Annotated in this window: 23 protein-coding genes and 1 pseudogene; 12 read left to right on the top strand and 12 right to left on the bottom strand. The window is 55.7% G+C overall.

All coding sequences use genetic code 11. The features are described from left to right. Nucleotides 1-7: 7 nt before the first annotated feature. The 3 genes from BPRO_RS25485 (at nt 8) to BPRO_RS28975 (ending at nt 2,241) form a co-directional block, all read left to right on the top strand. Nucleotides 8-655, top strand: a complete 648-nt coding sequence (locus BPRO_RS25485) for an RraA family protein (RefSeq protein ID WP_011485946.1) — start codon at nt 8-10, stop codon at nt 653-655. 18 nt (nt 656-673) lie between these two features. Next, a complete protein-coding gene (locus BPRO_RS25480; protein WP_011485945.1) occupies nt 674-1,603 on the top strand; it encodes a sugar kinase in 930 nt (309 codons plus the stop codon). 266 nt (nt 1,604-1,869) lie between these two features. Next, nucleotides 1,870-2,241 carry a hypothetical protein gene (locus BPRO_RS28975; protein WP_011485944.1) on the top strand — a complete coding sequence of 124 codons (372 nt, stop codon included), beginning with the start codon at nt 1,870-1,872 and terminating at the stop codon, nt 2,239-2,241. Nucleotides 2,242-2,634: 393 nt separating this feature from the next. On the opposite strand, the gene BPRO_RS25475 is transcribed toward BPRO_RS28975, so the two are convergent. Then, the gene (locus BPRO_RS25475; RefSeq protein WP_011485943.1) at nt 2,635-4,083 is read right to left on the bottom strand and encodes an IS1182 family transposase; all 1,449 of its coding nucleotides are present in this window, start codon (nt 4,081-4,083) and stop codon (nt 2,635-2,637) included. Between the two features lie 734 nt (nt 4,084-4,817). Here BPRO_RS25475 and BPRO_RS25465 point away from each other — a divergent pair. From BPRO_RS25465 to BPRO_RS28230, 3 genes are all read left to right on the top strand, one after another. Next, nucleotides 4,818-5,321, top strand: a complete 504-nt coding sequence (locus BPRO_RS25465; RefSeq protein ID WP_011485942.1) for a helix-turn-helix transcriptional regulator — start codon at nt 4,818-4,820, stop codon at nt 5,319-5,321. 416 nt (nt 5,322-5,737) lie between these two features. Next, the gene (locus tag BPRO_RS25460) at nt 5,738-5,944 is read left to right on the top strand and encodes a helix-turn-helix domain-containing protein (RefSeq protein WP_157046017.1); all 207 of its coding nucleotides are present in this window, start codon (nt 5,738-5,740) and stop codon (nt 5,942-5,944) included. 535 nt (nt 5,945-6,479) lie between these two features. After that, nucleotides 6,480-7,430, top strand: a complete 951-nt coding sequence (locus tag BPRO_RS28230) for a DUF2726 domain-containing protein (protein WP_011485940.1) — start codon at nt 6,480-6,482, stop codon at nt 7,428-7,430. Nucleotides 7,431-7,842: 412 nt separating this feature from the next. On the opposite strand, the gene BPRO_RS25450 is transcribed toward BPRO_RS28230, so the two are convergent. From BPRO_RS25450 to BPRO_RS25420, 8 genes and pseudogenes are all read right to left on the bottom strand, one after another. After that, a complete protein-coding gene (locus tag BPRO_RS25450) occupies nt 7,843-8,481 on the bottom strand; it encodes a hypothetical protein (protein WP_041390453.1) in 639 nt (212 codons plus the stop codon). Nucleotides 8,482-8,525: 44 nt separating this feature from the next. Then, nucleotides 8,526-8,747, bottom strand: a complete 222-nt coding sequence (locus tag BPRO_RS28965; protein WP_041390451.1) for a helix-turn-helix transcriptional regulator — start codon at nt 8,745-8,747, stop codon at nt 8,526-8,528. 98 nt (nt 8,748-8,845) lie between these two features. Further along, complete coding sequence (locus tag BPRO_RS25440; protein ID WP_011485937.1) at nt 8,846-9,607, bottom strand: hypothetical protein; 762 nt, start codon at nt 9,605-9,607, stop codon at nt 8,846-8,848. Nucleotides 9,608-9,985: 378 nt separating this feature from the next. Continuing rightward, entirely contained in the window at nt 9,986-10,432 is a 447-nt protein-coding gene (locus BPRO_RS30640) for a hypothetical protein (protein ID WP_232291593.1), read from the bottom strand. Nucleotides 10,433-10,610: 178 nt separating this feature from the next. Continuing rightward, nucleotides 10,611-10,859 (bottom strand): annotated as a pseudogene (locus tag BPRO_RS30995) (single-stranded DNA-binding protein); the annotation flags it as partial. Further along, nucleotides 10,856-11,857, bottom strand: a complete 1,002-nt coding sequence (locus tag BPRO_RS25430) for a hypothetical protein (RefSeq protein ID WP_157046014.1) — start codon at nt 11,855-11,857, stop codon at nt 10,856-10,858. The gene BPRO_RS25430 and the pseudogene BPRO_RS30995, both read right to left, overlap by 4 nt. 11 nt (nt 11,858-11,868) lie before the next feature. After that, nucleotides 11,869-12,585 (bottom strand): hypothetical protein, encoded by a 717-nt coding sequence (locus tag BPRO_RS25425; protein ID WP_011485934.1) that lies wholly within the window; start codon nt 12,583-12,585, stop codon nt 11,869-11,871. Further along, nucleotides 12,582-13,574: an AAA family ATPase gene (locus tag BPRO_RS25420; protein WP_011485933.1), complete on the bottom strand. Its 993-nt coding sequence runs from the start codon at nt 13,572-13,574 to the stop codon at nt 12,582-12,584. Before BPRO_RS25420 ends, BPRO_RS25425 begins: the two co-directional genes overlap by 4 nt. A 741-nt stretch (nt 13,575-14,315) precedes the next feature. On the opposite strand from BPRO_RS25420, the gene BPRO_RS29915 reads away from it, so the two are divergent. After that, complete coding sequence (locus BPRO_RS29915; protein ID WP_157046013.1) at nt 14,316-14,468, top strand: hypothetical protein; 153 nt, start codon at nt 14,316-14,318, stop codon at nt 14,466-14,468. 38 nt (nt 14,469-14,506) lie between these two features. On the opposite strand, the gene BPRO_RS29910 is transcribed toward BPRO_RS29915, so the two are convergent. Next, a complete protein-coding gene (locus tag BPRO_RS29910; protein WP_157046012.1) occupies nt 14,507-14,653 on the bottom strand; it encodes a hypothetical protein in 147 nt (48 codons plus the stop codon). 545 nt (nt 14,654-15,198) lie between these two features. On the opposite strand from BPRO_RS29910, the gene BPRO_RS25410 reads away from it, so the two are divergent. The 5 genes from BPRO_RS25410 (at nt 15,199) to BPRO_RS25390 (ending at nt 22,377) form a co-directional block, all read left to right on the top strand. After that, the gene (locus BPRO_RS25410) at nt 15,199-16,071 is read left to right on the top strand and encodes a hypothetical protein (protein WP_011485932.1); all 873 of its coding nucleotides are present in this window, start codon (nt 15,199-15,201) and stop codon (nt 16,069-16,071) included. 16 nt (nt 16,072-16,087) lie between these two features. Beyond that, nucleotides 16,088-17,890: an ATP-dependent helicase gene (locus BPRO_RS25405; RefSeq protein ID WP_011485931.1), complete on the top strand. Its 1,803-nt coding sequence runs from the start codon at nt 16,088-16,090 to the stop codon at nt 17,888-17,890. An 84-nt stretch (nt 17,891-17,974) separates the two neighbouring features. Next, complete coding sequence (locus tag BPRO_RS25400; protein WP_011485930.1) at nt 17,975-19,291, top strand: AcrVA2 family anti-CRISPR protein; 1,317 nt, start codon at nt 17,975-17,977, stop codon at nt 19,289-19,291. Nucleotides 19,292-19,793: 502 nt separating this feature from the next. After that, nucleotides 19,794-21,632, top strand: coding sequence for a hypothetical protein (locus tag BPRO_RS25395; protein WP_011485929.1), 1,839 nt, complete (start codon nt 19,794-19,796; stop codon nt 21,630-21,632). Between the two features lie 133 nt (nt 21,633-21,765). Further along, nucleotides 21,766-22,377: a M35 family metallo-endopeptidase gene (locus tag BPRO_RS25390; RefSeq protein ID WP_041390442.1), complete on the top strand. Its 612-nt coding sequence runs from the start codon at nt 21,766-21,768 to the stop codon at nt 22,375-22,377. A 16-nt stretch (nt 22,378-22,393) separates the two neighbouring features. Here the strand turns inward: BPRO_RS25390 and BPRO_RS25385 are convergent, their stop codons facing one another. Together BPRO_RS25385 and BPRO_RS25380 are read right to left on the bottom strand one after the other, a co-directional pair. Further along, nucleotides 22,394-24,097 (bottom strand): ATP-binding protein, encoded by a 1,704-nt coding sequence (locus BPRO_RS25385; RefSeq protein ID WP_011485928.1) that lies wholly within the window; start codon nt 24,095-24,097, stop codon nt 22,394-22,396. Further along, the gene (locus BPRO_RS25380; RefSeq protein WP_232291592.1) at nt 24,094-25,107 is read right to left on the bottom strand and encodes an SIR2 family protein; all 1,014 of its coding nucleotides are present in this window, start codon (nt 25,105-25,107) and stop codon (nt 24,094-24,096) included. The genes BPRO_RS25385 and BPRO_RS25380 overlap by 4 nt, the downstream gene beginning before the upstream one ends. Between the last annotated feature and the right edge of the window lie 176 nt (nt 25,108-25,283).

Here is a 25,283-nt window from a genome sequence, read left to right as displayed (position 1 = left end):
GATTCACATGAACAAACTTATTGAAGGTTTCCAGTCCGTCGCCGTGGCCTCCGTGGCCGACGCGGTGGACAAGGTGTGCGGCAAGCGCGGCTATATGGACGCCAGCATCAAACCGCGTATCAACGACAAGCGTGTGGTCGGCCCTGCCGCCACCGTGCTGGAAGTCGCCACAGATGAATTCGTGCCTCCGCAGCACGCGCTGGACCTTATCGATGAAGCTCCCCGCGGCAGCGTCATCGTCATCTCGATTGCCGGCGGAGAGCCGAATGTGGCCGTCTGGGGCGGCCTGATGACGGCAGGCGCCGTGGCCAACGAGCATGCAGGCGCAATTCTCGACGGTGGCGTGCGCGACCTGACCGAGATCCGCCGCGACTACGATTTTCCCGTGTATGCCCGTGACGTCAGCCCCGGTACCACGCTGGGCCGTTTCAGGACGGTGGCCTCGCAAGTACCTGTCGAGGTGGGTGGGGTCCAGGTGAACCCGGGTGACATCATCGTGGCCGATATTGACGGCGTGGTTGTGGTTCCTCGCGACCAGGCGGATGAGGTGCTGGCCATGTCGATCGAAATCGATGAGCGCGAGCTGGAGCAGGCGCGCCTGATCATCGCCGAGAAGTCGTTGCGGACCGGCCTGGCCAAGTACGGCCGTATCTGATGCAACCGGGAGCTTTTCGTGAAAACCGATATCCTGGCCCTTGGCGAAGCCATGGTCGAGTTCAACCAGACCTCAGAGGACGGCGGGCGCAAGTATCTGCAGGGCTATGGCGGCGACACCTCGAATGCCGCCATCGCGGCGGCCCGCCAGGGAGCCAGCGTCGGCTATGTCTCTGCGGTCGGTGACGACGTGTATGGCCAGATGCTGCGGGAGCTATGGACACGCGAAGGTGTGAATCACTCCGGGGTGCGCACCGATGCCCGGGGGTTTACCGCCGTCTACTTCGTCAACCATGACGAGCGCGGCCACCACTTCAGTTTCTTCCGGCGCGGCTCTGCCGCAAGCCGCATGACGCCGGACCAGTTGCCCGCCGAACGCATTGCTGACGCGCGATTCCTGCACCTGTCCGGCATTTCGGCGGCGATTTCTGAGAGCGCCTGCGACACCTGTTTCGCGGCGATCGACATCGCCAGGTCGGCAGGTGTCAAGGTTTCGTTCGACACCAATCTGCGGCTGAAACTCTGGCCGTTGGCTCGGGCAGGCGCGGTGATGCGCGAGCTGATCCGGCAGGCCGACATCTGCCTGCCGAGCTACGAGGACGTTGTGGCCATCAGCGGGCTGCAGGATCCTGACCGGCTGGCCGACTTCTGCCTGGAGCTCGGCGCGCGCGTCGTCGCTCTGAAGCTTGGTTCGGATGGCGCGCTCCTGGTGGATGGCAACAAACGCATCAGGATCCCGCCCTTTCCCTGCCGTCCGGTTGATGCCACCGGTGCCGGCGATACCTTTGGTGGCGCGCTGCTGGCCCGCCTGGCGGCGGGCGATGACCTGGAGACGGCGGGCTACTATGCAGCGGTTGCCGCTGCCCTGTCAACAGAAGGCTATGGCGCCGTAGAACCCATTCCCGTCGCCGGGCAAGTGCGTGCTGCAATAGAAAGGCAGGCGGTATGAGCATAGCGCCTCCCGGCCCGACACGACACGGCGAGGGAATCTGCGGCCAGCAGTTGAGCCCCAAAGCAGACATTAGCCGATGCCCGCCTTCGCTGGAGGCTGTGTGATAACGTATCGGCAAGCCGTATCATCATCGCGCGCTCCACGACTTCTCGGGTGCGTCAGATTTTTTTAATTAATTTGCGCCACAGACCGTATACGGGAACCCTATGGGGCGTTGGACGGCCAGTATTGGCGGATCTGCGATCTAAATAGGTGCCTATGCCATGGTGACCATGGGCAACGAGATGAAGGACCCGCAAACAGGACAGAGCCTGGGCCGAACAGAGTCGCCTTGTTGTGAGCTGGTGGTGGAACGCGTCACGCCAAACTTGTCCTACGGCAGGCTGGAAAACGTGCGCTCCAACCTCGAGCAGCTCTCTCCCGGTGGTTTGCAATTACGCCAAGAGCTCCCAGCGGGTTCGCAAAAAACAGCTGGCATGACGCCATCTCAAGAGGCACCTGATCCTGCAGTTGCCGATGCCCCTGGCGCCAGCCCTGTGAAACCTGTGATTGCAGCGAAGCCGCGTACCACCAATGCTGCAGCTTCTGCCGCGCCGGCTCAAGGCACTTCCAGCAGGGCTGACGACAAGTGGTGACGAAGTGAGCGGCAGGCCTTAGCCCGACGTTACGAATCGCAAAAGGTCGCCTTTGCATTCTTTAAGCCGCCGGTTCACAGGTACTGAATTTCAAAGTTACCAGCGGCGCGCAGGTCGACTAGCCCATTTGACGTCTAAGTAGGCCGCTACGACCGATGACTGACTTGTAACCCAACTCATGCAATTGGGCTGCCAGAAAGCGGGCACTGGCCACCGGCAGCTCCCGCTGGAGGCTGTGTGACAACGCATCGGCAAGCCGAATCATCATCGCGCGCTCCACGATTTCTCGGGTGCGTCAGATTTTCTTAATTAATTTGTACCGCAGACCCTATATGGGAACCCTATGGGTCGTTGGACGGCCAGTATTGGCAGATCTGCGATCTAAATAGGTGCCTATGCACCCACCAGTTGCATTGCCTTTATCGTCTTCGCAAAGCCAAGAATGCGGATGACACGTTTGAGGTTGTAAGCCAGCACGCTCAAGCTCATTTCCGTTGCCACGTTGTGCATGCCCCGCGTGAGGAAGTGCGTCCAGCCCATCCAGTGCTTGAGCGTTCCAAAGACATGTTCAATAGTGCTCTTACGCACCGTCATGGCCTTTGGCATACGATCCAGACGCTGCTGTACCTTGTCCATCACCGCCTCATGCTCCCAGCGCCTTATGCGCCGGTAGTCACTGGGAGTGCATTGCGCCTTGATTGCGCATCCAATACACGAGCTGCTCCAGTAGGTACGAATCTGCATTCCCCTCTCGTCGCTTGTAAAGCGGTGGATGGCACGCTGCCCAGCAGGGCATTGGTACTCGTCATCGCGGGCGATGTAGATGAAGTCTGATTTATCGAAACGCCCCTCGGCTCTGGCGCCTGACGTCATGGGCTTGGGAACAATTGCTGCGATCCCTGCATCCTCACAAGCCTTGAGCTCCGTGCCACTGTAATACCCGCGGTCAGCGATAGCTTTCAATTTTCGCTTGCCCATGGCTTCGCGTGCAGCCAGTGCGATCTGACTCAGCTGTGACCTGTCGCTGCCGTTGTTCGTAACTTCATGCGCCACGATCAAGTGGTTCTTGGTGTCTACCGCTGTTTGTATGTTGTAGCCCACCATGGCTGTGCCCTTGGCGCTGTAGGTGGTCATGGCCCGTGCGTCCGGGTCGGTCTGGGAGAGTTGTCGATCCGGTAGGGTTTCTAGCTGTGCCTTGACAGCCTGCAGGTCTTGCATGCGTTGGCGCATCTTCTGGATCTTGCCTTGTAAGCGCTCTGTCTTGGCCTGCATCTCTGTGGGTTGGGTGCGGTCGGCTGTTTCCAGGGCGTCCAGGTAGCGCTGGATGCTTTCTTCGAGTTCGCGTTCACGCCGCTCGATCTTTCCGGGCGTGTAGTTGCGCTCCCGGTTGTTGACGGCCTTGAACTTGCTGCCATCGATGGCCACCACCGCTTCGCTAAATAACTTCAGCTCACGGCATAACAGCACAAAGCGCCGACACACATTGCGGATGCCTTTGCCGTTGTCACGACGGAAGTCCGCAATGGTCTTGAAGTCAGGGGCCAGGCGCCCGGTCAGCCACATCAGCTCCACATTTCGTTGGCATTCGCGCTCCAGGCGGCGACTGGACTGGATGCGGTTGAGGTAACCGTAGAGGTAGAGTTTCAACAGCACTGATGGGTGGTACGAAGGTCGACCCGTTGCAGCCGGGGTTGCTCCCTCGAAACCCAGGGCCACCATATCCAACTCACCTATGAACGCATCAACCACCCGAACGGTGTTGTCTTCAGTGATGAAGTCGTCCAAGCACTCCGGTAGCAGCGTGACTTGTTGCCGATCCGCACCCACAATGAATCTCGCCATATCCAACCCTCCGTACGGTTCGATATGTGACAGCAAATTTCATGCAAGGTTCAAGGGGTTTTTACACAGCCTCGCTGCTGAGCGGTCGCTCGGCATCCCACATTTACAGGCGTGTTTACGACTTTAAACAAGCCCGTAAAAATTCACCTGCTCGCAAACCCGCATGGGTGCTAGAGCCGTGTTTACGACTTTAATAACCTGTTTACGACTTTAATTGCTCAGAACATCTAGCCTTAGGCGTCTAAGGGCTGTGTCTCGGGGATCATGCTTTCCTCGAACTCTGAGAGGTCATCAAAGTAAGGGTTGACATCGATAATTCGAGTTTGGATATCTGGCGAGAGCGACTTGCGCAGATCGTCAAAAGATTCGTGAATCCGTCGGCCGCTAGAGCTCACGACCTCAATTTTGGGGTGCGTGCGAAATCTCTTCGGCCACCACATCAAGGAATATCTTGGACCCTTTGTCGGGAGTCAGCGTGTCATATTTAGGTGGCATATGTCCCTAGAACCATAACTGTTCCGCGTTTGGAAGCATAACCGTGCCGTCGCCGTTGACGCCAACGCTGCTGAACGGAGGCACCCTTATTCCGTCACTGGCCGGATGCTCAACTCCTTGATTTGCTGTACAGCAAATAAGGGGCCCATGGCTAACATGGGCTAGTGATTTCTTATATATTGGTCATAGACGAGACAAATATATTCGACATTTTGAAAATTGACTGCTAAGGTGACGGGATGGCCATCCTCAGTGAGCTCTCCAATGTCGTAAAACGCCAAAGATCCGAAATGGGTCTCAGCCAGGAACGCCTTGGAAAGTTGGCCGGGCTATCACGTGCCACGATCAACGAGCTTGAAACCGGAAAGCTCGCCAATCTAAGCCTCACGCGCGCCGAGCGCTTGGCTAACGTGTTGGGTTACGGGCTGGGGGTGACGGGTATCCGCAAGCCAAAATCAGATGCACAAACCAGCAACGCGCTAGAAATGGCAGCGCGTTCAGGCAGCATTAGCTACAGCGAGCCAATACCGCCTGAGACACTGCGTCACGCATTGGTCACCGGCACAATTCCTCCCAAGCACATTGCACAACTGCGGGCCGTGCTCGACGAGGCTCCGTTAAGTGTGCTGTCTGCGGCCGTGGCTGAAATAGAGTTGGAGAGCGGCGCACCCCGCAAGGCAACGTGGCAGAAAATGCGTCAGCTGGCAGTAGTAATAGCCTGCACCCGAGACATCTGGGCTTGAGTTCCAGCTGTTGATTGCCAGGAAAGCGGCAAGATAGTTTCGCCAACGGTAACGCGGGCGGACGACCTCGCGACGATAGGTCAGACCTGCCGAGCAATCCCAGCTTCGGGGGTGAAGCAGGAGGAATATATCGAGGAACAATAGCTTGGTGGGCATGCGTGTGTCACGAAAGAGGTTTTTGATAGCGCAGGATTTCCTCAAGCGTGCATGTCCTGGGTCGGCCCTCACTCAGAATCACTTCGTTGATCGGCAAAGCCAATGCAGCTTGAATTTTTGTGACATAGGAAATGTCGGTATCTGGATCCAGACTCGATGTGTTGATGCCTACACAACATATGTGAATTAGTGTTTATGTGAATTAGGATATTGCCTGGATATTCACCAAGGTGAAGAAAACCTTGGCCTTAAGAGTGGGAATGACAGTGCGCAAGCTCCGTGTTGAGAGCGGTATGAGCCAAGTTGTTTTTGGTGAGCGTTGCGGCTTTTATCAAACGTACCTCAGCCGACTTGAACGGGGTCAAGCCAACCCAACACTCAATGCGCTTGAGGTCATCGCTGGTGCATTCAACCTTTCGATTTTTGAGTTTTTCGAGAAGGTACGCCACACCAGCGATGCCAAGTAGCACCATACGGCCGCTCTGCGGGTCATAACCTGCCCGCAGTCATTGAGCCCGGGGCCATCCGCCCCTTCTCTCGAAGAAGCCATTAAAAATGGGCTCACCACCTCAGGACCTGGATTGGACGCATAGGACACCTGAGCGCCTCATCAGAACCGTCAAGAGTCAGGTACCACAACACCCGCGACCGGCGTGCCGTCAAGGTACTGACGCGCGCGGCTCGCTTTGAGGTTGTATGTGTGCCGAAAAGCGCAAAAATATTGCGCGCAGAGCTATGGAGATCCATGAGTATCCATAGCGATTCATGCGCTTTTGATGTGCTCCCAAAAGCTTGTCGATGGCCTGGTTTCACGAAGCACGCAAAGGGGTTTGCCTTCACAGAAAGAGCAACTTCGCGTATGCTCTGAATCACATAAACACTAATTCACATAAACCTCATAGCTGTCGGTAGCCGCTCCCTTTTCAAACCGGTTTACAGCCCTTCGTCAAATTGAAGGTTCACGACCTAGCGTGGGGACAGTTCCTTGTGAAGCCAATTCGAATGAGTGCAGCAATCGAGCATATGAGACGACGGCTGGAGGCCGATGATTTAGAGGGCTTCCTGGCGGCATATGAGCAATACGTGCTCACCGCAGTATTTGAGCCCGCCGCGATACCCCTTACACAAGTTGCTCTTCCCTCAGCGCTGCGCAGAGGCTTCGAAAAGGGCAGCGTCACAGCCAAAGCGTTGGTGACGCTATGGCGGCTTGCACTGAACGGAAGCTTGCTGCTGGTTGAGAACGACCTGAGAAGCATGATCAATCAGAACATCGATGGCGCGCTGAAGACGCTTGCGATGACGGCTGACCTGCCGGCTAAACCGCTACCCATTCGCGTTGAGGCAGCGACGAAACTTTCGGACTCTGTTCGACGTCGACGCGAGCCACCACTCGCCCAGGAGTGCCCACAGGTGAAGCGTGTGTCGATCGTCAGCACATTCTCTATTCGCACCTGGTCCGCTTCCGACGCGCTCGACTTTCGGCGGAACTTGTGCGCAAGCAATCAGGAGCGAGAGTTTCTGCGCGCGATCCGCCAGTATTTCCCATCGCTGCAAACCTATCCCAATATCGCACTGCGCAACTTCATCGATCTGGATGAGCTTGGTCTCTCCATACCTGAGAGTTTTCGAAAATTTGCATGGCAGTCTCAGGTCGACATTCTTTTGTGCACCTGCGACGAGGATCCAGTAGCGGGGTTTGAACTGGACTCATCATGGCACGACAGCGAAACCGCGGCGAGTCGTGACGACATCAAGAACCAGCTGTTCCAGCTGGCGGGGCTGCCGCTATTCAGAATTCGGCCGGCTGATCCGCGTGCCGTTCGTGCTGAAGATTTCTATGATCTTCTGAATGCTGAGCCTGCCCTGGACATGATACGTCCCCGGCGTATGCGCCCCCGACGCACTCACGATGGGTTGGCTCCGGAAAGCGTAGAGACGGTACGCCGCTGGTGATGACACAGGGAGCTGGGCATATGAGGGATACTGATCGCGCAGCCTTCGCGGGATTTGACAGTCTTCCTTCATCCGCGGGCGTGCGACTTCCCGTTGTCGCCGCCCTGTTCGCCATCTCGCCGGCAACCGTCTGGCGCTGGTGCAAATCAGGTCATCTGCCGCAACCTACTCGAATCGGCAGAGTGACGTTATGGAACGTTGGGGAGCTGCGCGTTCGACTCAAGAGCGGGACGATGCAGGCAGTCGAACCCACGCAAAGCAATCCATAAATCCATAACGGCGGAAGACTTGCCAGCGTCCAAGGTTGCGATTGAGCAGCACCGAAGAGCCTGCAAAATCATTCAACGGACATCGATCTTTCGCGCACCGCCTTGGTGTTCGAATGCGGGCACTTCAATGCGCAGCACGTTAGTTATTGATGCCCACCATTTCCCTGCTGTATAGAGGTCCACCATCCGGGATTGCCATTTCCTGACGCCACACGGCGGCACTCCTTGATGACTCGGGCGATAGGGTCCGATTGAAAAATGAACGCTCCGGCGGCGTCGGTCCACAACATGAGCACCGCCTTCGTCGGCGCATCACAATCCTGGCTTGCCTCTCTCAAGGCCTCCATAAAGCGCCTCGCTGAAACAGATTTGTCATGCAGTGTCGCCAAGGCAATGATGTCGGCGGGAGCTGCCATGGTCTCGCGCCCCTCTTCGGCCAGGCCGACCTGCGGCCTTGGCATACCGCTCGCAAAACCGCTTGCAGCCGCAACCTGGGGAGCCTTAGCACCTGCCAATACTTTCGGTAGGGCTAGCCCAGCATACGACTTGTCATTCACCACCGGCGCCGGCAATTGATCCAGCTCGGCTGCGCGCGCTTCGCTCACGTTGACCGGTACCTCAGTAGCGCCCATATCGGGATCCGGAAGCGGCACGCGCTGCACCTGTTTGCCCCGTTCGACCTGCCGCCAGTAGCCGCGGTAAGGTGCTGGAACGTCATGCTCACGGCATTTTTTGGATAACGCGGAGTCAGAGATTCCGAGTTCGTCGGCGATTTTTGTCATCGGACAACTCCACACCCATCGGTAGAGTTGCTCGCGGGTCAATTTCACCATTGGCGCACCTCTGGCGACTCTGGAGGGCTCTTTATCCAATCAAAGACAACGTAGCTATACCACATGGTGATTCTCTCGGATACCTTGAAGCCAGCCGGAAATTTACCGGCCTTGACCCAGCGTCTAAAGGTTGATCGAGACACCGGTATCAACTCCAGGATCTGACTTTCCCGCAATAGCCGGAGATCATTCGATTCTTCCTTTGTAGCAATCATGCTTGCCAATTGATGCGAGTCTTCATGAGACGGCATGCTGCATCAGCGATCAGCAAATGAAAAGTTCGAAAGATATTTCTCCGCGCAGGCAAAAGGCTTTAAGCCTTTCGCATTGACCTTACCGAGCCAGGGAACATCGAACTGTGGCTCGGCTCCTTGGGAGGGCGCCCGATGTGGGCGGTGGGAGGTCGGCAAAGTGACGCCAAAACTTTGCTTTGATGCATGGAGTAACCCCGCTCAACAAAGAATGGCAGCAGGTCCGGCTCGGTCGAGCGGCGGCCGGGGATAACGGTTCCGCCTTGGTCAACAGGCTTCCAACGCTCAATCCCTTCCCACATGTCGCGCAGGACCGGCGGCAATAACGCCGGGACGACTGGCGATGATTCCTTCTTCCGGGCCCGCTGCGGATAAACGCTGAGTCGCCCCTTCATCACGTAGGACTTGAATTGCTCGGGCGTGGTGAAGCTTTGCAAAAGATCGCCTGTCGATTTGACGCAGACCAGATTTCCTTGCTCAATGTCCTCAAGCATGATCGGGACATCAGCAACAAAAGTCAGGAGCCGGGTACTTGAGGGCAGCAGCATCTTTGCCGCTCGCTTTAATTCGCCCAATCGGCCTTTCCTGTTCAGGCCCAAGACAGCGGGGTCCAGGAACTGGTGCAGCGCCAGCGCCTGCCAAACGCGAAGCTCTGCAACTCCCTGGAAGCGCTCAAACGTGTAGTCGTCGGCCTCGAGACGTCTGAGGAACTCTTGAAGTTCGTCCTGAGTCCGATCTGTCAATGGTTTTCGACGTTTCCCAAGCAGTTCGATTCCGCTCGTTGGACGAATCAGAGTGAACTTGAGCGGCTCAGCAGGCTTCATCGCGCTACCCTTTCGCGGCAAGAACGGCAACGAAGTGGCAACTAAACGCCGTTGTGGACCGGCATATGTATGCACCTACTTCCGCCGAAAACCTTACAGAAAGTGGTAGGGCGTGTTGGACTTGAACCAACGACCAAAGGATTATGAGCCTGACCAGTAGACTGCGACTCCCACCAGGGAGTGCCATGTGAATCGCCTACGCTGGGTAGGACATGTTGAAGGCTGGGTACGCTGATTTCTCAGCACGGCTTACCAGCTCCGTTGGAAGGTTATGAGAAAAGCCGGGCACCGACTTTTTTCATAACGCTCGCATCTTCTCAGAATATATGGACCTTTGCAAGGCAGCGGGCCCGGACTTGCGTCCGAGCCTTGCCAAAATCAGTGCAGCAACGTTGGGCCCCACTGGAGGGGGTGAAAGTCTTCCGCCTCGATGTACCACGTGAGTGATGGCGTTTTGCCATCCACAAGCAGTCCAATCTTGGGGTCGAACCCTACATTGTGAATCCCCATGCTTTCGTCGCGATTCTCGATCACGATAGTCATGGCCACTTCACCTGTTGAATCTTGAAATTGCCGGACCGTCTGGACCAGCCGCTCACACATGAATGGCATAGTGCCTCCTGGGAAGGAGCACTCCCCAACCGGGAAGTGCCCCGGTTGGGTTGAAGTGAGTTCGTTAAGGCTAGAAGCCCGGTTCATGACTCCCACTGTGGGCAAACCCAGAGTGAGAAAAATCACCACCATGATCGCTGTACCCGCCAGAATGGCCTTGAGCGGCTTGATGCCTCTCATGACCTGGCTGCCAGTTGCGGTCTTGCTGGTCACCTTGTGGCCTCTGTTGCGGACGTTGGCCCGGGATCGGACCATCGTTTTGCCCCTGTGCCGGCCGATCGCCTTGTGGCACGCCACCCTGATACCCCTGCCTCTGCGATCGATCGCCTGTGTAAGGCTTGCGTCCACGAGAGAACCAGGACAAACGATATTTCACGTACGTTCTGGTCGGTCCACCTGCCGGCGTGTAGATTTGCGTTTCCTGTGTACCGGTGGCAGAGATTTCTTGTCCCTTGACAGTCGTCGAGCAAAACTCTTCAGCCATCTCACCGAAGCAAAAAAACGTAACCGCTTCCGTGACCTCCTGACCCTTGTGGAAACGCGAGTCAAGAAGGCGGAATTCACATACCTGGCTACCCCCCGGAATCATTTTCAACTCCGGTTGATGCGCCAAGCGGCCATGTGCAGTAATCGAGATCATTGTTTCGCTCCGTCCAAACGGCTTACACGATACACGTTCTTCGATCCTTCATCGCCGCTGGGCAGGGTGACTGGCACCTTACCCATTGGCGTGATTGCAACGCGTTCTCCGACACGCACATTGAAGCGCTGCAGTTCTCGCTCCAGCTCTGCACCACGCAACGGCACATCCACGCCATTGTCGAGTTTGAGCAATGCCTCAAAAGTCTCGTATGGTGCTCGGCCCTCGGGTCGGAAAACACGGGAGCCAGCTTCGACCAGCTTACCTTCAAACGTGACCCCCTTGGTAGGTCTGGGTACGTACGCATTGCGAGGCTGTGCAGGCTGCGCGGGCGTCGGCTGTGCTTTGGGTACCGCCACAGCTTTCGGTTCAACAGGTTTGGGCTCGCTTTGCTGACGCTTGGCAACCACTTTCTCCTGTTTCGGCTGAACTGGCTTGTCGCTTCGTTCTTCCGGTTTGCCCTTGGCTTTTGACACCTTGATGTTGCCTGTCGAATTGATCAAGTCCTGCGCCATTTGCACGGTTTCGTCCTTGATTGCTTCCAGACCCTTCACAGGATCAAAGGCCACTTCACCAAGCGTGTGGTGCCGCCCCTGCATCAACGTCCGTAGACGCTGCTCAGTGACGATCATTTCACGCTTGATCAACTTATGCTTGTAGTAGATACGCAGGTTCAGCACTGCAACCGGCGGATCCAAACGAATGGACACGATACGGTCAGCAGGTATGAACTCTTCGCCGCGTGGTGCTGTTTCCAGCACGGTAGTGGCTACAAACTCACGATGAACGGGCACATTCGCGTTTGCGGCGGCAATGGTGCCCAGAGCACGGGGATCGGCTTTACGCCTTGGCCCAACCCTATCCAGCAAAAGCAATGCTTTCACTGTGATCCACGCGATGGCCCGGATGGCAAACCGCAGCAGTGCGAAAATTACCATTCCCAGAGTCATCAGAAAGTTCACCCATCCAGGGCGATAAACACTCTTATTGTTGATCATCAAAAATCCTCTTAAAAGGCATTCGACGAAGCGCTCGAAAACCATGAGTCGCCATCGCCTACGTTTGTTTCGGGTTGCACGTCATTACGCGTTAGCGCATCACGCAGCGACCACCCCAACTGCTCTAAGGCAGTACGGATATCGCTCCTGGAAGTAAAGAAACCGGCAAGCCAGTCTTCCCACTCCTTTGGCACAATTTTTGGCGCTTGCATTGGGACGCCTTCGGCACCCGCAACGAGCAATCGCTTGTTCTCTATCGCCCAGTCAGCCAGCACCAGCGCAATGGCTGGGTGCGTTGCCGGGGCGACGATGTATTGGGTTGCGTTCTTCACGTCCTTGACCCAACTGGCAATCTCAACTGGTCGCGCATCAGACTTCTCAACAGCCGCCTCCCATTGCTGGGAGAGCGCCTGCAGATCGTCCGCATTGCTCACCGTAGTGAAAAGCACCAGTCCACCTTGAACGGCAAGTTCGGGGTGCTGCTCAACGAAACTCCCTTCCCGCTTTCCCTCAGGGCCATCTACGACCTTGAGGTACTTCGCACGGGTTGTCTTCGTATAGCCCATTCGCAACCGCTTGCTGATCTCACCAGCAAGCTGGTGAGCTGGCAAGGCTGCATCAATGAATGACAGGCCGTTGACCGCGGCGGTGTGAACCGTCTGACCCTTGACTGCCACACCCCAAGCCCCCTTTGTGGGGTGCTGGTACAGCTCATAGAGCAAGCTCATGGGCTGACCTGGTTGAGGTTTTCATCAAACCCTGTCGCCAGAGTGATGTATTCATTGACGGCAGCAGCCATGGATCGCGGCATCTTCAGTGCGCGGCGCATCGCAAAATGCAACCCGCTTTGCCTTTTGGCCTTGAGAACCGGCGTGTACATCGAGGCCAACTTCGCCCAGCGCAGAACTGCACGGGTTGAAAGTGGCTTCTCAATCGCTTCATCACCATCCCGGAACGCAACGCGTACCTTGTTGGCAACTTCGACCGTCAGCTTGGCAATGTGCTTCGCTACTTCTGCTTGCACACCGCCCGGAAGCAGTGTCCGCAGGACCAGGGCTTCTTCATGTTCAGGGCACAGAAAATCGACCTCCATGTAGAAGAATCGGTCCTCGTTGGCCACGTCCATGACGTTGCGTCCGGTCACGGCAGCCTGGCTGTCGATGCTGTTTTGTGTTGCAAAGAACCGCGTAGATTGAGCGGGGGTGATGACTTCGCCCGTTTCAGGGATAGTCCATGAGTACCCTTCCAGTATCAGGTTCAAGGCGGATGCCTGCCCAGGTTCCAGAATGTTGTACTCATCCAGCAGTACCGAGGTGCCATCGCGGCAGGCCTTGGTGACTGGACCGTCATGCCAGCGCAGGGTTCCATTTTCGGTCGGCAGCATCTGCCCAAACACCTGATGGTTCTGCGTGTCAGGACTACATGCCACTGTTGACAGCGGCACATTCAACTTCGCGTGCCACTGCTTGATAAACGACGTTTTCCCGGCCGACGGATCGCCCTCGATCAGCATGGACTTGAAGCCGCCGATCCAGAACATCGTCATGTCACGCAGGCGTTCGGTTTCGAAGACGTAGTACGGGTCTACCTTCGGTACTCCTGGGAGTCCCGGCTTCAGGCCCAGAATCGCCGCCTTTTCCGGTGCCTCGGGAATATTGAATGTTGAGCGTATTGGATACTTTTGTTGCTCTTGTACGCTGCTCTGTGTTTCGCTCATGTTCTACCTCTTTAAAGAGTTCATCCAGGTCCAGTTCTTTGAGAATCGGTGCTAAGCCTTCTCTGATTCGCTCTGGGTCGTAGCCGGAAAGGCGACAGCACAGTTCAAATCCAAACGGAACTTCAGATGGTTGAATAATTGTCCAAAGCGGTTCAGGACCGTCCATGTCCCCGGCGTAAGCCAAGGCATGTGGGTCGAAGATCCAACTCAGGATTGCTTTCTTTTCCTTGCCATTTCCACGTGCATTGAGAAGGCGCAGTGAATACATCACCATGCCCTCGTGCAGTTGATTTATGGCGCCCTCGCTCCAATCCATTGCCGCCTCATCGGTAAGATCAGGCTTGTCCATGCCAACGTGGTCGTCGTACGGATCAAATGGAATGCTCAGCTCAACGTCCTCAACAGGCCCAAGGGGCAGGTCAAAGAGGCTCGGATGTATGTCGTCAATCTTGCGAGTCTTCACCTTGTTTTTGGAAACGCGGCTCTGATACTTCGCTCGACTTTCTAATTTCCGTTTATGGCGGGCTTGGAACGCTTGCTCTCTGGCCTCTTCTTCATGAGGCAGGAACATCGTGGGAAGGAAAAGCTGTTTGGGTTCTGCGCGTTTACGCGCTCTCACGCTCATGCCAGACCTCTAAGGGACTGAGCAGAAGGACAGTTTTCATCTTCATGTCTTCCTTGTCAGTGAACCGACAAAGGAGCTCCCCTGCAGGGATGGCTCCCTGCCGGGTTGATAAATTGATGAGTTACCCCATCATGGTTTATGCGAACACGAGGCTCGCTCTTTTCGATTTGCATCGAGAAGTGCTCACAGGACTGCACATGTTGGCAATCCGGTCAGCAGTTCTGACGCTTGGAGTTTTTGGTGATGTGCTCGAACTGAGCGATGTTTGATGGACAGAAAAAAAAGAAGACCCGGAGGTCTTCTTTTCTTACTTGGCAGCCTCCAGGACCTGTTCGATCTTGGCTTGGCGGTCAACGATCTTTTGCTTGCCGACGGAGGCCGTATTGGCACCAGCGACTGCAACAACTGCGTAGATAGCTACAACAGCAAGGATGATTTTGATGAACGTGCTCATGAGATTTCCTAGAAAAATCACGAGCACATCACCCAAAGGGCAAGTAGTGCCCGTATGGGAGGTTGTGAAGATGACTTCCCCGAAGGTACGTCATCGCATTTAAGGCGCACACAAGATGCGCAACCATGCATTGCTGCATGACTTTTCCGACATCGTCGAGAAAGACATCACAAGTCGGTATCAACCTGTCATGTATTTCACGTCTTTGAAGATCATGGACGGGGTGCTTATGCACCCCCCAAGAGAAGCCAACTTCTCGGCCTCTTCAATTTCTTTATGCCTGTAAGGCTGCCAGTTACCGTCGCAACTGACGCTTTCGGATCGAAACGTTTAAGTGTTCCATCTGCACTGATCGCTGGTTTGCAGCTTTCGGAATTAATTATGCATGGCATTTTTAGTAAGCGTCAACACAAATGGCAGATTTCCTTCGTCACCCTCCACTTTGCCGAGGCTTTGGCTAGTTTTTAGTGCGTTGTTCGGGCATGCATTTGAGCCATCTGCCCTAAATTCATAGCGTACTTATTACTATTTTGGAGAGTCTCCCAATGTCAACACCCGAGCGCAGTGCCAACACATTCGTAGACCTCTTGCCCTCCAAGCAGCGGCAGGCGGTCATTTCAGTCTTCGGCGAGAAATTCGCAAATCAGTTCATGGGTCCCATCGCGTTCATCGATGATGCAAAACTCAGTTCTCCTCCGGCAATCAACTTTTTCCGCCGTGACTTCCAGTTCATTTCCAAGGTTTTGAATTATGAGTATCAGTACCGTTCCTGGAACGGCTTTGATCAAGGCCTCCTGGACCGCTATGGCGACATGATTACCAAGAAGCTGGAAAGCATTGGGACACTGATCGGCAACTGGAACAACCGCTTTGCCAAGCTCATGGAAACGAACGGCGTGAAGATGGAAAGCGCCGTTTACCCCAACGCCATTGAAACCTCCGTACCCATCATTTCGGGTCACGCTCGCGCTTACTTCCTCATTCTCAAGGAACTCGACCGCCTGAATCTGGTGGCCGGCACCGCCAACCTGATGGGCGTGATCAACTCAACCCAACGTGCCGAAGCCGAGTTCATGTGCAAGAAGTCTGTTCGCGCCTTCGCTGCAGCGCTGCGCAATGAAGTGGTTCGCCTGTACCGTGAAGCAGACCGCTTGATCAAGGAACAGCATGGACATGTTGAGTCCGGTAAGGCCGAAACGATTGCAGCCCAGGGCAAGGAACTCGACGCCTTCGACAAGTCGATGAAGGACGACAGCGCGACTGACAGCAGCCTGAATCTGGATAACGCCGACCCCTCTCAAGTCATTGATGACGCCGCGGCCGCAACAGCAGCTGCAAGCAAGGCGGCTGGCGCCAAGCCCCGCGCAAAGAAGGCAGACCCTCTGACTGACAAGGCAGACGCTCTGACTGACGCTTAAATCAGAATCATCCTAAATGGCCGCACCCGCGCGGCCTTTTTTTTGCGCGTTTATGGCCTTCACACCTACCCAACAAGAAGCGATTGACCACGACGGCAACCTGATGATCGTCGCCGGCCCAGGCTCTGGCAAAACTACGACCTCCGTGGCCAAGGCTCGCCGGATTCTGAGCGACCCGCGCCGCTCCCTCATCATGGTCACCTTCACCAAGGAAGGTGCCGAGGAAATGCGAAAACGCCTTGAGAAGGCACAAGTGGGCTCAGGTCAGCCCCCTATCGCAAAGCACCGCCTGCGCGTTGGTACTTTTCACAGCATTGCCCTCCAGCACTTGTTTGAACATCGCACGCACGAGAAGGTGCTGGGCCCAGCTCAACAAGGGATTCTGCTCAATGAATCCTTGAGTCCGTTTTCCAGTGATATGGAATTGGTGAAGGACATCCGAAAGGAATTCGAGTCCTACATGTACGCCATTGATAGGGAGGCCCATGAACTCAGTGGCCCTGCGGCCAGGGTGGTGAGTCGGTACATGGAGCGGCTACGCGCCAGTCGGGCTACGGATCTGTACACGGTCATGCGTGACTGCGCCCTATTCGCCGACAACGGCACCATTCCGCCTATGCGCTACACCGACATGCTGGTGGACGAAGGACAGGACACTGACGAACTGCAGAAAGTCTGGATCTTCGCCCACGCACGCGCTGGAATCAATGTCACCATCGTGGGGGATGACGACCAATCAATCTATGAGTGGCGCCACGCCTTGGGTTACAGCGGCATGAAGTCCTTTATGGACACCTTCGGGGCGAAGCGCATTGAGCTGGGCGACAACTTCCGCTGCCGCGAGGAAATCCTGACCCACGCTGTTTTGCTGGTCCAGAACAACCAGAATCGGCTTGCCAAGCACCTTGTTGCTCAGCGTGGCCCGGGAGGGAAGATAGCCTCGTACCACACAGCCTCGCCTGTAAGCCAGTGCAAGGAGTTGGCGGACTTGATCAGCAGGACACCCAACGCGCACTCAAACGTAGCGGTGCTGGCTAGGAAGAACAAATCCCTTAATGACCTGGAATTGTCGCTGACAGAGCGTCAGGTTGCGTACGTCCGCCTGGGCAAATCGTTTTGGGACAACCCTTGGGTTGCCACCTACCTGGGCTTGCTCCAATCCCTTGTGGATGCCTCGCCAGTGGGGGTTTTTGGATGCCTTGGGACGCTGGGCCTGGACGACGCTGTAAAAACCGAGCTGCTTCAGTCCATGCGTGGCAGAGCGGAGGACTTTCTTGAGGCTCAGGTACCGGATCTCGACAGCGCAACATCCACAGATGCCGCTCTCATCAAGGAATTCGCCAAATTCTGCAAATACTGGCGTGATCAGTTGCGATCGCAAGCCGGCGGTAGTGTTGACGAGGTGGTGCTTGATGTAGGCAAGTGGTTGGCTTCCAAGCAGCGTTCGAAGGGCATCAAGGAAGTTATCGAAGGAGCAGCAGCCACCCTCAAAATGCTTAAGGGCACGATTTCAAGCAGACTGAGCTTCATCGCCAGGAACAAAAATAGCACGGAGACCGGTCCAGTCACCCTCATGACCATGCACGCGTCCAAGGGCATGGAATTCGAGACCGTCCACGTCATCGACGCGGGTAAGCCGGAGGATGGCTCCGACCTGGTGAATACCGAGGCAGAACGCCGGCTTATGTACGTGGCGCTGACGCGCGCCAAGAATCGGTGTTTTGTCTGGTACAGCGGCGAACCCCACCCAACCATCCGTGAAGCCCAACTGCAGGTCTTGCACGAGTTTGACAAGTTACTTGAAAAGGTCAACTCCTAATTCGGGAGACATAGATGTCCATAAACCTAAAGACCGGCTCCAACCGTATTCACGGATTGGTGGCGGAATTTTAAAGAACTGCCAATGAAATCAAATAAGAAATATCAATTCGGTCAATCATCCGATTTTAGGGAAGCCGTCACTCGTGAAGTTACATTGCCGCAGCGCGTCCTTGATGGTTATGGCCACGATTTCCCCGGCGCATGGAAGGTCGTGGAAATGGCCAGAAAGTACCCGGAAGCAGTCGTTGGATACGGCTGGAAGGATTGGTGCTATTTGCCTGTAAACGTCATGGGCGGTGTCCTTGCAGAGCTAAAAAAAGACACGTATAGCCTTGCAGAAGCCGAAATGCTTTTAATGCATCAAATGCGCTTGGGCTCTGCACTTGCCGCGTGGCGCATGACCAAGGGCGTCTACCGTTTCGATCCAACGCTTTTAGAAGAAATCGTCAACAGCGACGTTAAAGACGGATTACCCGAAGACTGTTTTTTTCGCCTTCCAGATTGGTGCGTGTACATCCCCACTCCTGGGATGCAGCATTCCCCCGGGTTAAAGATGCATGGATTCTTTTCTTATATTGACGACCATGCAAGCAGCGGCAAACGAGGCGATGAAGCACCCGAGCTACATTTCGAGATTCTCGTGGACCCGAAAATGAGCGATCCATGGGCACTCGTGCTACTTCTGCGCAGCTCACCAGAGTTGATACTCGAGTTCACTTTAGCTTTGCGTCGGCACCCCCAACTCGACCCAGGCGATTTCATGCGTAGCAAGGAATTCATTCATGTGCATGACCATGTTGATCTTCTGAGGGGTAGTTTTGGAGCTGCGTCTAAGGCCAGCTATATTGAATCATTGAACGCCATGCAAGTTCTTAAGGAGGTTCAAGATAATCTTCCAGAACATGACAGCCTTAGTAATGCATGGAAGACGGTGCCCAAAGCCACTGATGATGAGTATCGAGACCCCGATATGGTCAATAAAGTATTGGACGACATGAACGCTTTGAGGTTGCGGCTAGCCAGTCTTGTGCTCTACCTTTGCGCTGATGAGTCCGACGTCGCCCCCCAAGGGCTTGGAAATCGTCGAGCAGCTTTACGCACTCAGGAATCAGCTGGCAAGCGCAGCTACAGCGCTGACCGAATTTCTTTTTGGGACGTTGGCTTTCGCGTTGGTTCTGCGCTGAGAGAGGCCAGAACCATTGCAGACCGAACCGGACCCGGCGACGGCGGTACAGTCCGTCCCCATATGAGAAGAGCCCACTGGCACACCTATAACACTGGCCCACGAGACGGCCAGCAGGCCCGTCGCGTCAAGTGGCTTTCACCCATCGCTGTGAATCTACGCTCCCCAGATGAGCTCGTGCCGACACTTCACTACGTAGACGCCCATAAAGTTTGACCGACAAAACATCAAGGAAAACTGAAAATCCTAAACATTTGCACTCCTCGGTGCGCCGCCGTTATTGCCGCTTCTGTTCTTGCCGCTGGTGGAATCAAACCGGCGCAAAGTGAGCATTCCGGTGGTGTTGGCCACTTGTACCGGTAATAGCTAACCACTGGTGCTGGTATTCAATGACCAGGCCTAAACGCATGTTTCTCAGGCACAAATGGGTGCCTATCGCCACCGGGGCGAGCCCGAAGCTGAGGCAGGAATCGGCCAATTCCAGCCGTTGGCTAGGGGCAGCTACCAGGCGGGCCAGTTGTGGATACGGGTGCCGTGACGGCAGGAAGCTAATCGACCAAACGTCCCTCCACAGGCGAGACTCGCTTCTGACTTTCAGGCTATGGATGTTCTTGACAGGTACTGTGGCTATGGCGAGAATCGCAGAAAGGAAGAAAGCGCGCGCTGGTACCGCTGGACTACAAGCAGCGGACTAAAAGTCTCTCTTGGAGGGTAAAACATGCTTCGTGTCAGCGTTACAGCCTCTGTCTGCCTGTTGCTTTTCGCTGCCCAACAGGCGAGTGCACAAACATCGGCAGGGAACCGACTCTCCCATCCTCCTTCTCCTACGCCTGCCGTAACCCCTGAAATGCTCGCGCGTGTTGCCGACTTTCAGTCGTCGGAAGAGGTCTATCCGCGCGAGGCGGCTTTGCTGGGCCAAGGCTGGTATCGCGGCATGGGCCGGAAGATGCAGGCCAAGTGTGTCTACGGACTTAGCAAACCCGTCACGGGCGCTGCATCGTATGTTCGCTTTTATGACACATACGACCGTGAAACGATGCAACGCATCCTCAACGTATCCATGAAAGGATCGTACGGGGCGGCTTCAGGAAGTGCCAAGTTCTCGCGTGAGACCAGCTTCGATAAATCGAAACGCAACATACTTGCGGTGGCCACTGTCGACAAGGGGGGCGAACAACTGGTCGCTCTTGGATCTGACGCTGGGGATATTCAGGCCACAACTGTCGTCGAGTTCACCCCCCGCGCATGGAAGCTGCTGTCGGATCAAACAAAAACGCCTTCTCAACGGGTGACCAACTTTCAGTACGAGTGCGGTGATTCATTCGTAAGCACAATTCGCACGGGGGGCAAGCTCTCCGTCATGTTCACAGCCGAGCAATCTCTCGAAAGCCTCAAGGAATCGTTCAGTGCTCAAGCATCAGGCGGTGCGGGAGCATTTAGTGCAAGCGGTTCTGTGAGTGGAGAACTCAAGAAGTCGCTGGAGCAGAAGAGCACCAAGAACATCTCCATGCAGGAAGGCGGCTTTCTGAACGTGGCTCTCGACGCAGATGCAGTATTGAAGAAGATCATGGAGTTTCCGACGTTTGCAAAGGATCTCAGCGTTCCTTATACGTTGATCCTCGTTCCGTATCAATCCTTACCAACTTGGCCAAAGGACCTGTTGGCTGTTGGAATGTCAGATTGGGATCTTGATATCTATACGGGTCATGCTCAACGCCTGAGAGAACTCGCGCAACTCTATGCGGACGCGGCGGTACAACCAACGCGGTATTATTTTCCATTTCTTCCAGACACGAACAAGGATGCTGCGCGATGGGGCTCAGCACTCTATGCCGCCTCTACATGTACTGAAGATTTCGTTCTGCAATGCGCCCGTGACGCCGCGTGCGACCGTGACACTTTGACTGACGTGGCAAAACTGAAGGCGTACTGCCCGAAGTCGTTCGCGCCGCTCGAACCCAACGAAGTTAGCAAGACGCTCGCGCTGATGTTGCCGGCAGCAGCAATTCAAAAGGCCGCGTCAGCATCGGGTACAGGCGCGGAGTTGCAGACGCTGCGGCAACCTTCAGCAAACGCGGCCCTGCCAACGGCCTCCTCGATCTTCGGCATGTACTACCAACTTCTCGCACTCGCGCCGATGCGTCGACTGGCCAAGGATGACGTCAACGACGAGGCACATCAAGTCAAGATTCTCTGTGACACCCTCTTGCAAAACGTTGGGGTGAATTGCGCATTGGTGGCGAGGGCCGCGATGGCGGATAAGAAGGATGGTGCCGATAAAGCTGTACGCGATAGAGCATACCGACAATGGGTCGTCAGCCGACGACTGTGGCCATTGGCCGCGACGTTCTGCAAAGAGACTGCTCAGCATCCTATGTGCGTAAATCCGATAACTCTTGAGCAATGGGTGGGCGCATTGAGCGTCGAGTCAGGGCCTGAACGGAACTTCGCCAAAGATCCTTCTACTGCTGTCGTGGTCAACCCGGAGAGGACCAAATACATCCCAAGTGATCCCTGTGAACGTCACTACCGGTCCTGGTGCAGTGCCACTCGGTGACTGTCCTTTATAGGTGCGGTGGCAAGAAGTGATATTCGGCATCGACGATGCCCGCATCGACGGCTTGTGTATTTTGTGAAAGTGGAAGCCGGGATCGTTCTTATGAAGGTTCGCTGCGATTGAGGAGGTTCCCATGAACGGTTTGTGGCGCGCTGCGATTGGTGCAGCCTTACTGGTCATGGTTCTCTGCAGTCCTGCGCTAGCGGCTGATCCAGACGAACACAAGAAGGCGTGCCTGCCTGATCAGCAGAAGGCAGCCGATAGGGCGCTGGCCGACGCCAGGAGCGGCGTCCAGCGAGCCATCGCAAGCCTGAAAGCGCCTTCGCAAACCGACGTAGACCGACTGCAAAAATGGTTCGGCGGCTTAGGAAGCGACACCGCCGAAAATGTCCAGAAGGTCTATGCAAGCTCTCTCGGATCGGCCGCGTTCTCCCAGTTCTGGTGTCCTGTCAGCAACGATCTAGCCTTCAAGTGGGGGCAAGGTGATCTTGCTGCTGTTCACAAGGCGGCCCCGGATTCGATTTACCTGACGCCGGACTTCTTCAGACTCAAGGTGACCGGAGCCGACTCTCAGATGGGCACCTTAATTCACGAGTTGACCCATCTCGCTGGCGTGGGCTTGAAGGAAGAGGTGTACGGAACCTCGAAAGCCAAAGCGCTGGCTTTGACCGACCCGAGCAAGGCCCGCAACAACTCGGACAACTTTCAGTACTACGTCGAGGACCTTCTCTTCAGGCTCCCATGAGCATGGTGCCCGCCTGTCAACCCCAGAGCGCTTCGTAGTTTGCCGAATGCGAAGAAGGAGGGCGCCGTGGCTTCCGAATCATCACTGGCAGCGGCATCGGTGAATCTACGCCCACCACCATCGCTTCTCCTTGCCCTAAAGTTGGCAAGAACGAAGCGGCCGATGCATCAAGGTCGCCACATGCCTTCTCGACAACGTTTCTGTCCCGCTCGTTAATCAAACGGTGAACAATAAACATGCCCATCTGGCTCAATACGTCTTCGGGAACGTCCCGAGGCCGCTGGGTCGCCAACACGCAGGTCAATGAGTACTTCCGCCCCTCCTTTGCAATGAGGCCGAAGGCATCTAGGTCCGTTCGGGAGAACTCGTCCCCAATTGACTTGTCTAAGAACTGATGAGCCTCATCGAGCATGACTACAAGAGGCATGGCAGCGAACTCCCCCTCCCGAGCGAGCCCCAATAGGTATCGCCCAACCGCATTTGCAACAATCTCACGAGCGTTGTTTTCAAAGGACAAGAATTCGAGGCTAATTCTTAGCACTCGTTGCTCAGGGTCCGCAAGAAATGCTGTCAGGACATCTGGGAGTGACTCTAGGCCGGCCGGCGAGAACAAGCACTCCAAGCTTGGCGAGGCAAGCTCGCTTTCAATTCGCGTGAGCAGCGTCACGCAAGCTGACTGTTCGTTAGGAGTAGGCCCGCCCCAGTTGGTGGTCGCAGCGGCGCCAAACCCGTTTGGGTATACGCACTCTTCCCACACCTGATGCGCAAGCAGGGATATGTCAAACCATTGGCCTGGCCGCGCCAAAGCAGACGCATGCTGAATGCAAGCTTGCTCAAATGGAAAACGCGGCTGACCTTGTTTGCGAATCACCCCCTGCTGCGCCAATGCCGGCATGAGTGTCGCGACCTTTAAACTACGCAACGCCTCCTTGAGCTTTGGAGCCTGCACCCCGGGGCTCGGGCGCAACAGGACGAAGAGGTCTGACTCCGTGAGCTGCCAATATGGGAAGCTCAGAAAACGTCGTGGGTCCGCTTGATTGGCTTTCCGCCCACCGAGATGAACGTGCACGACGCCGGGTGCATCTTGTGTCGCAAACTCACCGGTTGCATCGAAGAGAATCGCTTTGCCTCGTAGGCGCACTATCTCTTCCACCAGATGCGCCAATGTCCAACTTTTTCCACCGCCAGTGGCGCCAAGAATCGCACAGTGCCTTCCAAAGAGGTAGCTTGGGGGCATGGAGACAGAAGTATCCCTCGCGTGAGGAAATGTCGCCAACTGAATACGCCGGTCCTCTGCAGTTGAACTCGACTCCACCACCTGTTTGACGATGAGCGGGTGGGCGGAAAAAACGTGTTGACCAATCCGAGGCGAAACTGGAACCCCCTTAAGCGCTCGGCCAGATTCCAGGTCAATGGCCGTCAGCAGTTGCACGACCCCTAACGGATTGGGCGCCACCTCACTATTGGACGTAGGCTCCACAGTGAGTCGGTCACGCTCGGGCAAACGAGTTTCAATCACGCGCCCGAGTACTGCATGTTCTTCACCTTCAATGACAACAAACTCACCAACCTGGCCCCGCGGCAACGGATACCCGGCAAAGTGGCTACTCCCCGGACGCGGTGACAGAGGCAGATTTACTTCAACCAAGGCTGGTCGAACTGTACAGACCGAACCGACATATCGGCTTTGATCAAAAGGTGAGATGGCAAGCTTGCTCATGCGGCCCCAATGCTCCGAAGTCTAGCCACATGCTGCTCAAGGTCAGTCTCTGCGGCAAGGTCTGGCACCAGTGGAATCATCTGCTCGAAGCCACAGTTCAGCAATGTGATGCGAGCGTCGCCCGCAAGGGCGAGGTCTCGTAGCTTCCCAAGGTACTTGTTCATCCCGCACTCTCCTGGACCGGCCTGACCATTCGCAGTCCATGGGGCCAAACCTGGACTGACAACCACCACCTTCAAGCTGAGGTTGGAACGAACTGCCGACATGATGGGCTCAGCGAGATGGTTGTCGTTAAACCCAAATCCAATCACCAAAAGGCCGGTGTTCGGCTCGCGCAATGCCGCTTGGAATGCACTGATCATTTCAAGATACGGCTGCTCAAACGCCAGCTCATACTTGGAGTTCCGCGGGTAGATAAGCAGTGGCTTTCCCGGCGCCCACTTTGTAATTTCACCGGACTCTGCGTGACGTTGCCAGTCGATAGAGCCATGAAGCTTGTACAGGTGGAACACGTTGGGGATGAGTTCCTGAGTGTCATTCTCCTTAAGGCGGCGGACCGTGTCATATGTAAAGTGAACTGCATCAAACGTAGGCGGCCATGTATGCGAGAAGCCATCGACAACGATGTACCGCCCTTGACGTCCTGCCTCCTCAAAGCAACGGTCGTAGTTGGTCGTGAATATCTTTGCCCTCGCCTTACGATTGGGGCGCCTCGCTGTACGCCGCAAGAACTCCGAGTGCACGGGCAAAGGATGGTCCATGAAGACAAAATTAGTTGCTATCGAAATCACCGCTTCTGCGGTCTCAATAAACCGAGCGACCTCACTCTTGTCTGCCCCGGTCAAGAACGATTCAGCAAGACGACACCTCGACAAAAGCGCTTCAATGTCCTTCTTTTCGACGGGATGACCAACGACCTGCAACACTTCAGCGAAAGACTTCCGAGCCGCGGTACCGGTCGGAACCGGGGCATTCTGCGCGGCCTCGGCCTGATTCCATAGGTCAGCCATAGTCGGGGCCTTGAGCCCACCTGCCGTGTGTGGGAGCACGCAAAGAGAGGTCCCCAGACCTGACAGCACCACTAGGTTGTTGCAGCGGAGGACATCTGACAGCGCCCTTTTAGCTTCGGCTGCCGCGGGGTCCTCACCAACATCGGCTATAACTGCTGCGCTGGCAGCAGCAGGCG

The sequence above is a fragment of the Polaromonas sp. JS666 genome, assembly GCF_000013865.1.
GTDB lineage: Bacteria > Pseudomonadota > Gammaproteobacteria > Burkholderiales > Burkholderiaceae_C > Polaromonas.
The sequence above is the reverse complement of the archived record's forward strand: the minus strand, read 5'-3'. Positions and strand labels throughout refer to the sequence as shown.

Excerpts from the sequence above, each read along its gene's own strand:
- BPRO_RS25485 (WP_011485946.1), top strand. The coding sequence starts at position 8 with ATGAACAAACTTATTGAAGGTTTCCAGTCCGTCGCCGTGGCCTCCGTG.
- BPRO_RS28975 (WP_011485944.1), top strand. The coding sequence starts at position 1,870 with ATGGTGACCATGGGCAACGAGATGAAGGACCCGCAAACAGGACAGAGC.
- BPRO_RS25475 (WP_011485943.1), bottom strand. The coding sequence starts at position 4,083 with ATGGCGAGATTCATTGTGGGTGCGGATCGGCAACAAGTCACGCTGCTA.
- BPRO_RS25465 (WP_011485942.1), top strand. The coding sequence starts at position 4,818 with ATGGCCATCCTCAGTGAGCTCTCCAATGTCGTAAAACGCCAAAGATCC.
- BPRO_RS25460 (WP_157046017.1), top strand. The coding sequence starts at position 5,738 with ATGACAGTGCGCAAGCTCCGTGTTGAGAGCGGTATGAGCCAAGTTGTT.
- BPRO_RS28230 (WP_011485940.1), top strand. The coding sequence starts at position 6,480 with ATGAGTGCAGCAATCGAGCATATGAGACGACGGCTGGAGGCCGATGAT.
- BPRO_RS25450 (WP_041390453.1), bottom strand. The coding sequence starts at position 8,481 with ATGACAAAAATCGCCGACGAACTCGGAATCTCTGACTCCGCGTTATCC.
- BPRO_RS28965 (WP_041390451.1), bottom strand. The coding sequence starts at position 8,747 with ATGATTGCTACAAAGGAAGAATCGAATGATCTCCGGCTATTGCGGGAA.
- BPRO_RS25440 (WP_011485937.1), bottom strand. The coding sequence starts at position 9,607 with ATGAAGCCTGCTGAGCCGCTCAAGTTCACTCTGATTCGTCCAACGAGC.
- BPRO_RS25430 (WP_157046014.1), bottom strand. The coding sequence starts at position 11,857 with ATGATCAACAATAAGAGTGTTTATCGCCCTGGATGGGTGAACTTTCTG.
- BPRO_RS25425 (WP_011485934.1), bottom strand. The coding sequence starts at position 12,585 with ATGAGCTTGCTCTATGAGCTGTACCAGCACCCCACAAAGGGGGCTTGG.
- BPRO_RS25420 (WP_011485933.1), bottom strand. The coding sequence starts at position 13,574 with ATGAGCGAAACACAGAGCAGCGTACAAGAGCAACAAAAGTATCCAATA.
- BPRO_RS29915 (WP_157046013.1), top strand. The coding sequence starts at position 14,316 with ATGAGTTACCCCATCATGGTTTATGCGAACACGAGGCTCGCTCTTTTC.
- BPRO_RS29910 (WP_157046012.1), bottom strand. The coding sequence starts at position 14,653 with ATGAGCACGTTCATCAAAATCATCCTTGCTGTTGTAGCTATCTACGCA.
- BPRO_RS25410 (WP_011485932.1), top strand. The coding sequence starts at position 15,199 with ATGTCAACACCCGAGCGCAGTGCCAACACATTCGTAGACCTCTTGCCC.
- BPRO_RS25405 (WP_011485931.1), top strand. The coding sequence starts at position 16,088 with ATGGCCGCACCCGCGCGGCCTTTTTTTTGCGCGTTTATGGCCTTCACA.
- BPRO_RS25400 (WP_011485930.1), top strand. The coding sequence starts at position 17,975 with ATGAAATCAAATAAGAAATATCAATTCGGTCAATCATCCGATTTTAGG.
- BPRO_RS25395 (WP_011485929.1), top strand. The coding sequence starts at position 19,794 with ATGCTTCGTGTCAGCGTTACAGCCTCTGTCTGCCTGTTGCTTTTCGCT.
- BPRO_RS25390 (WP_041390442.1), top strand. The coding sequence starts at position 21,766 with ATGAACGGTTTGTGGCGCGCTGCGATTGGTGCAGCCTTACTGGTCATG.
- BPRO_RS25385 (WP_011485928.1), bottom strand. The coding sequence starts at position 24,097 with ATGAGCAAGCTTGCCATCTCACCTTTTGATCAAAGCCGATATGTCGGT.
- BPRO_RS25380 (WP_232291592.1), bottom strand. The coding sequence starts at position 25,107 with ATGGCTGACCTATGGAATCAGGCCGAGGCCGCGCAGAATGCCCCGGTT.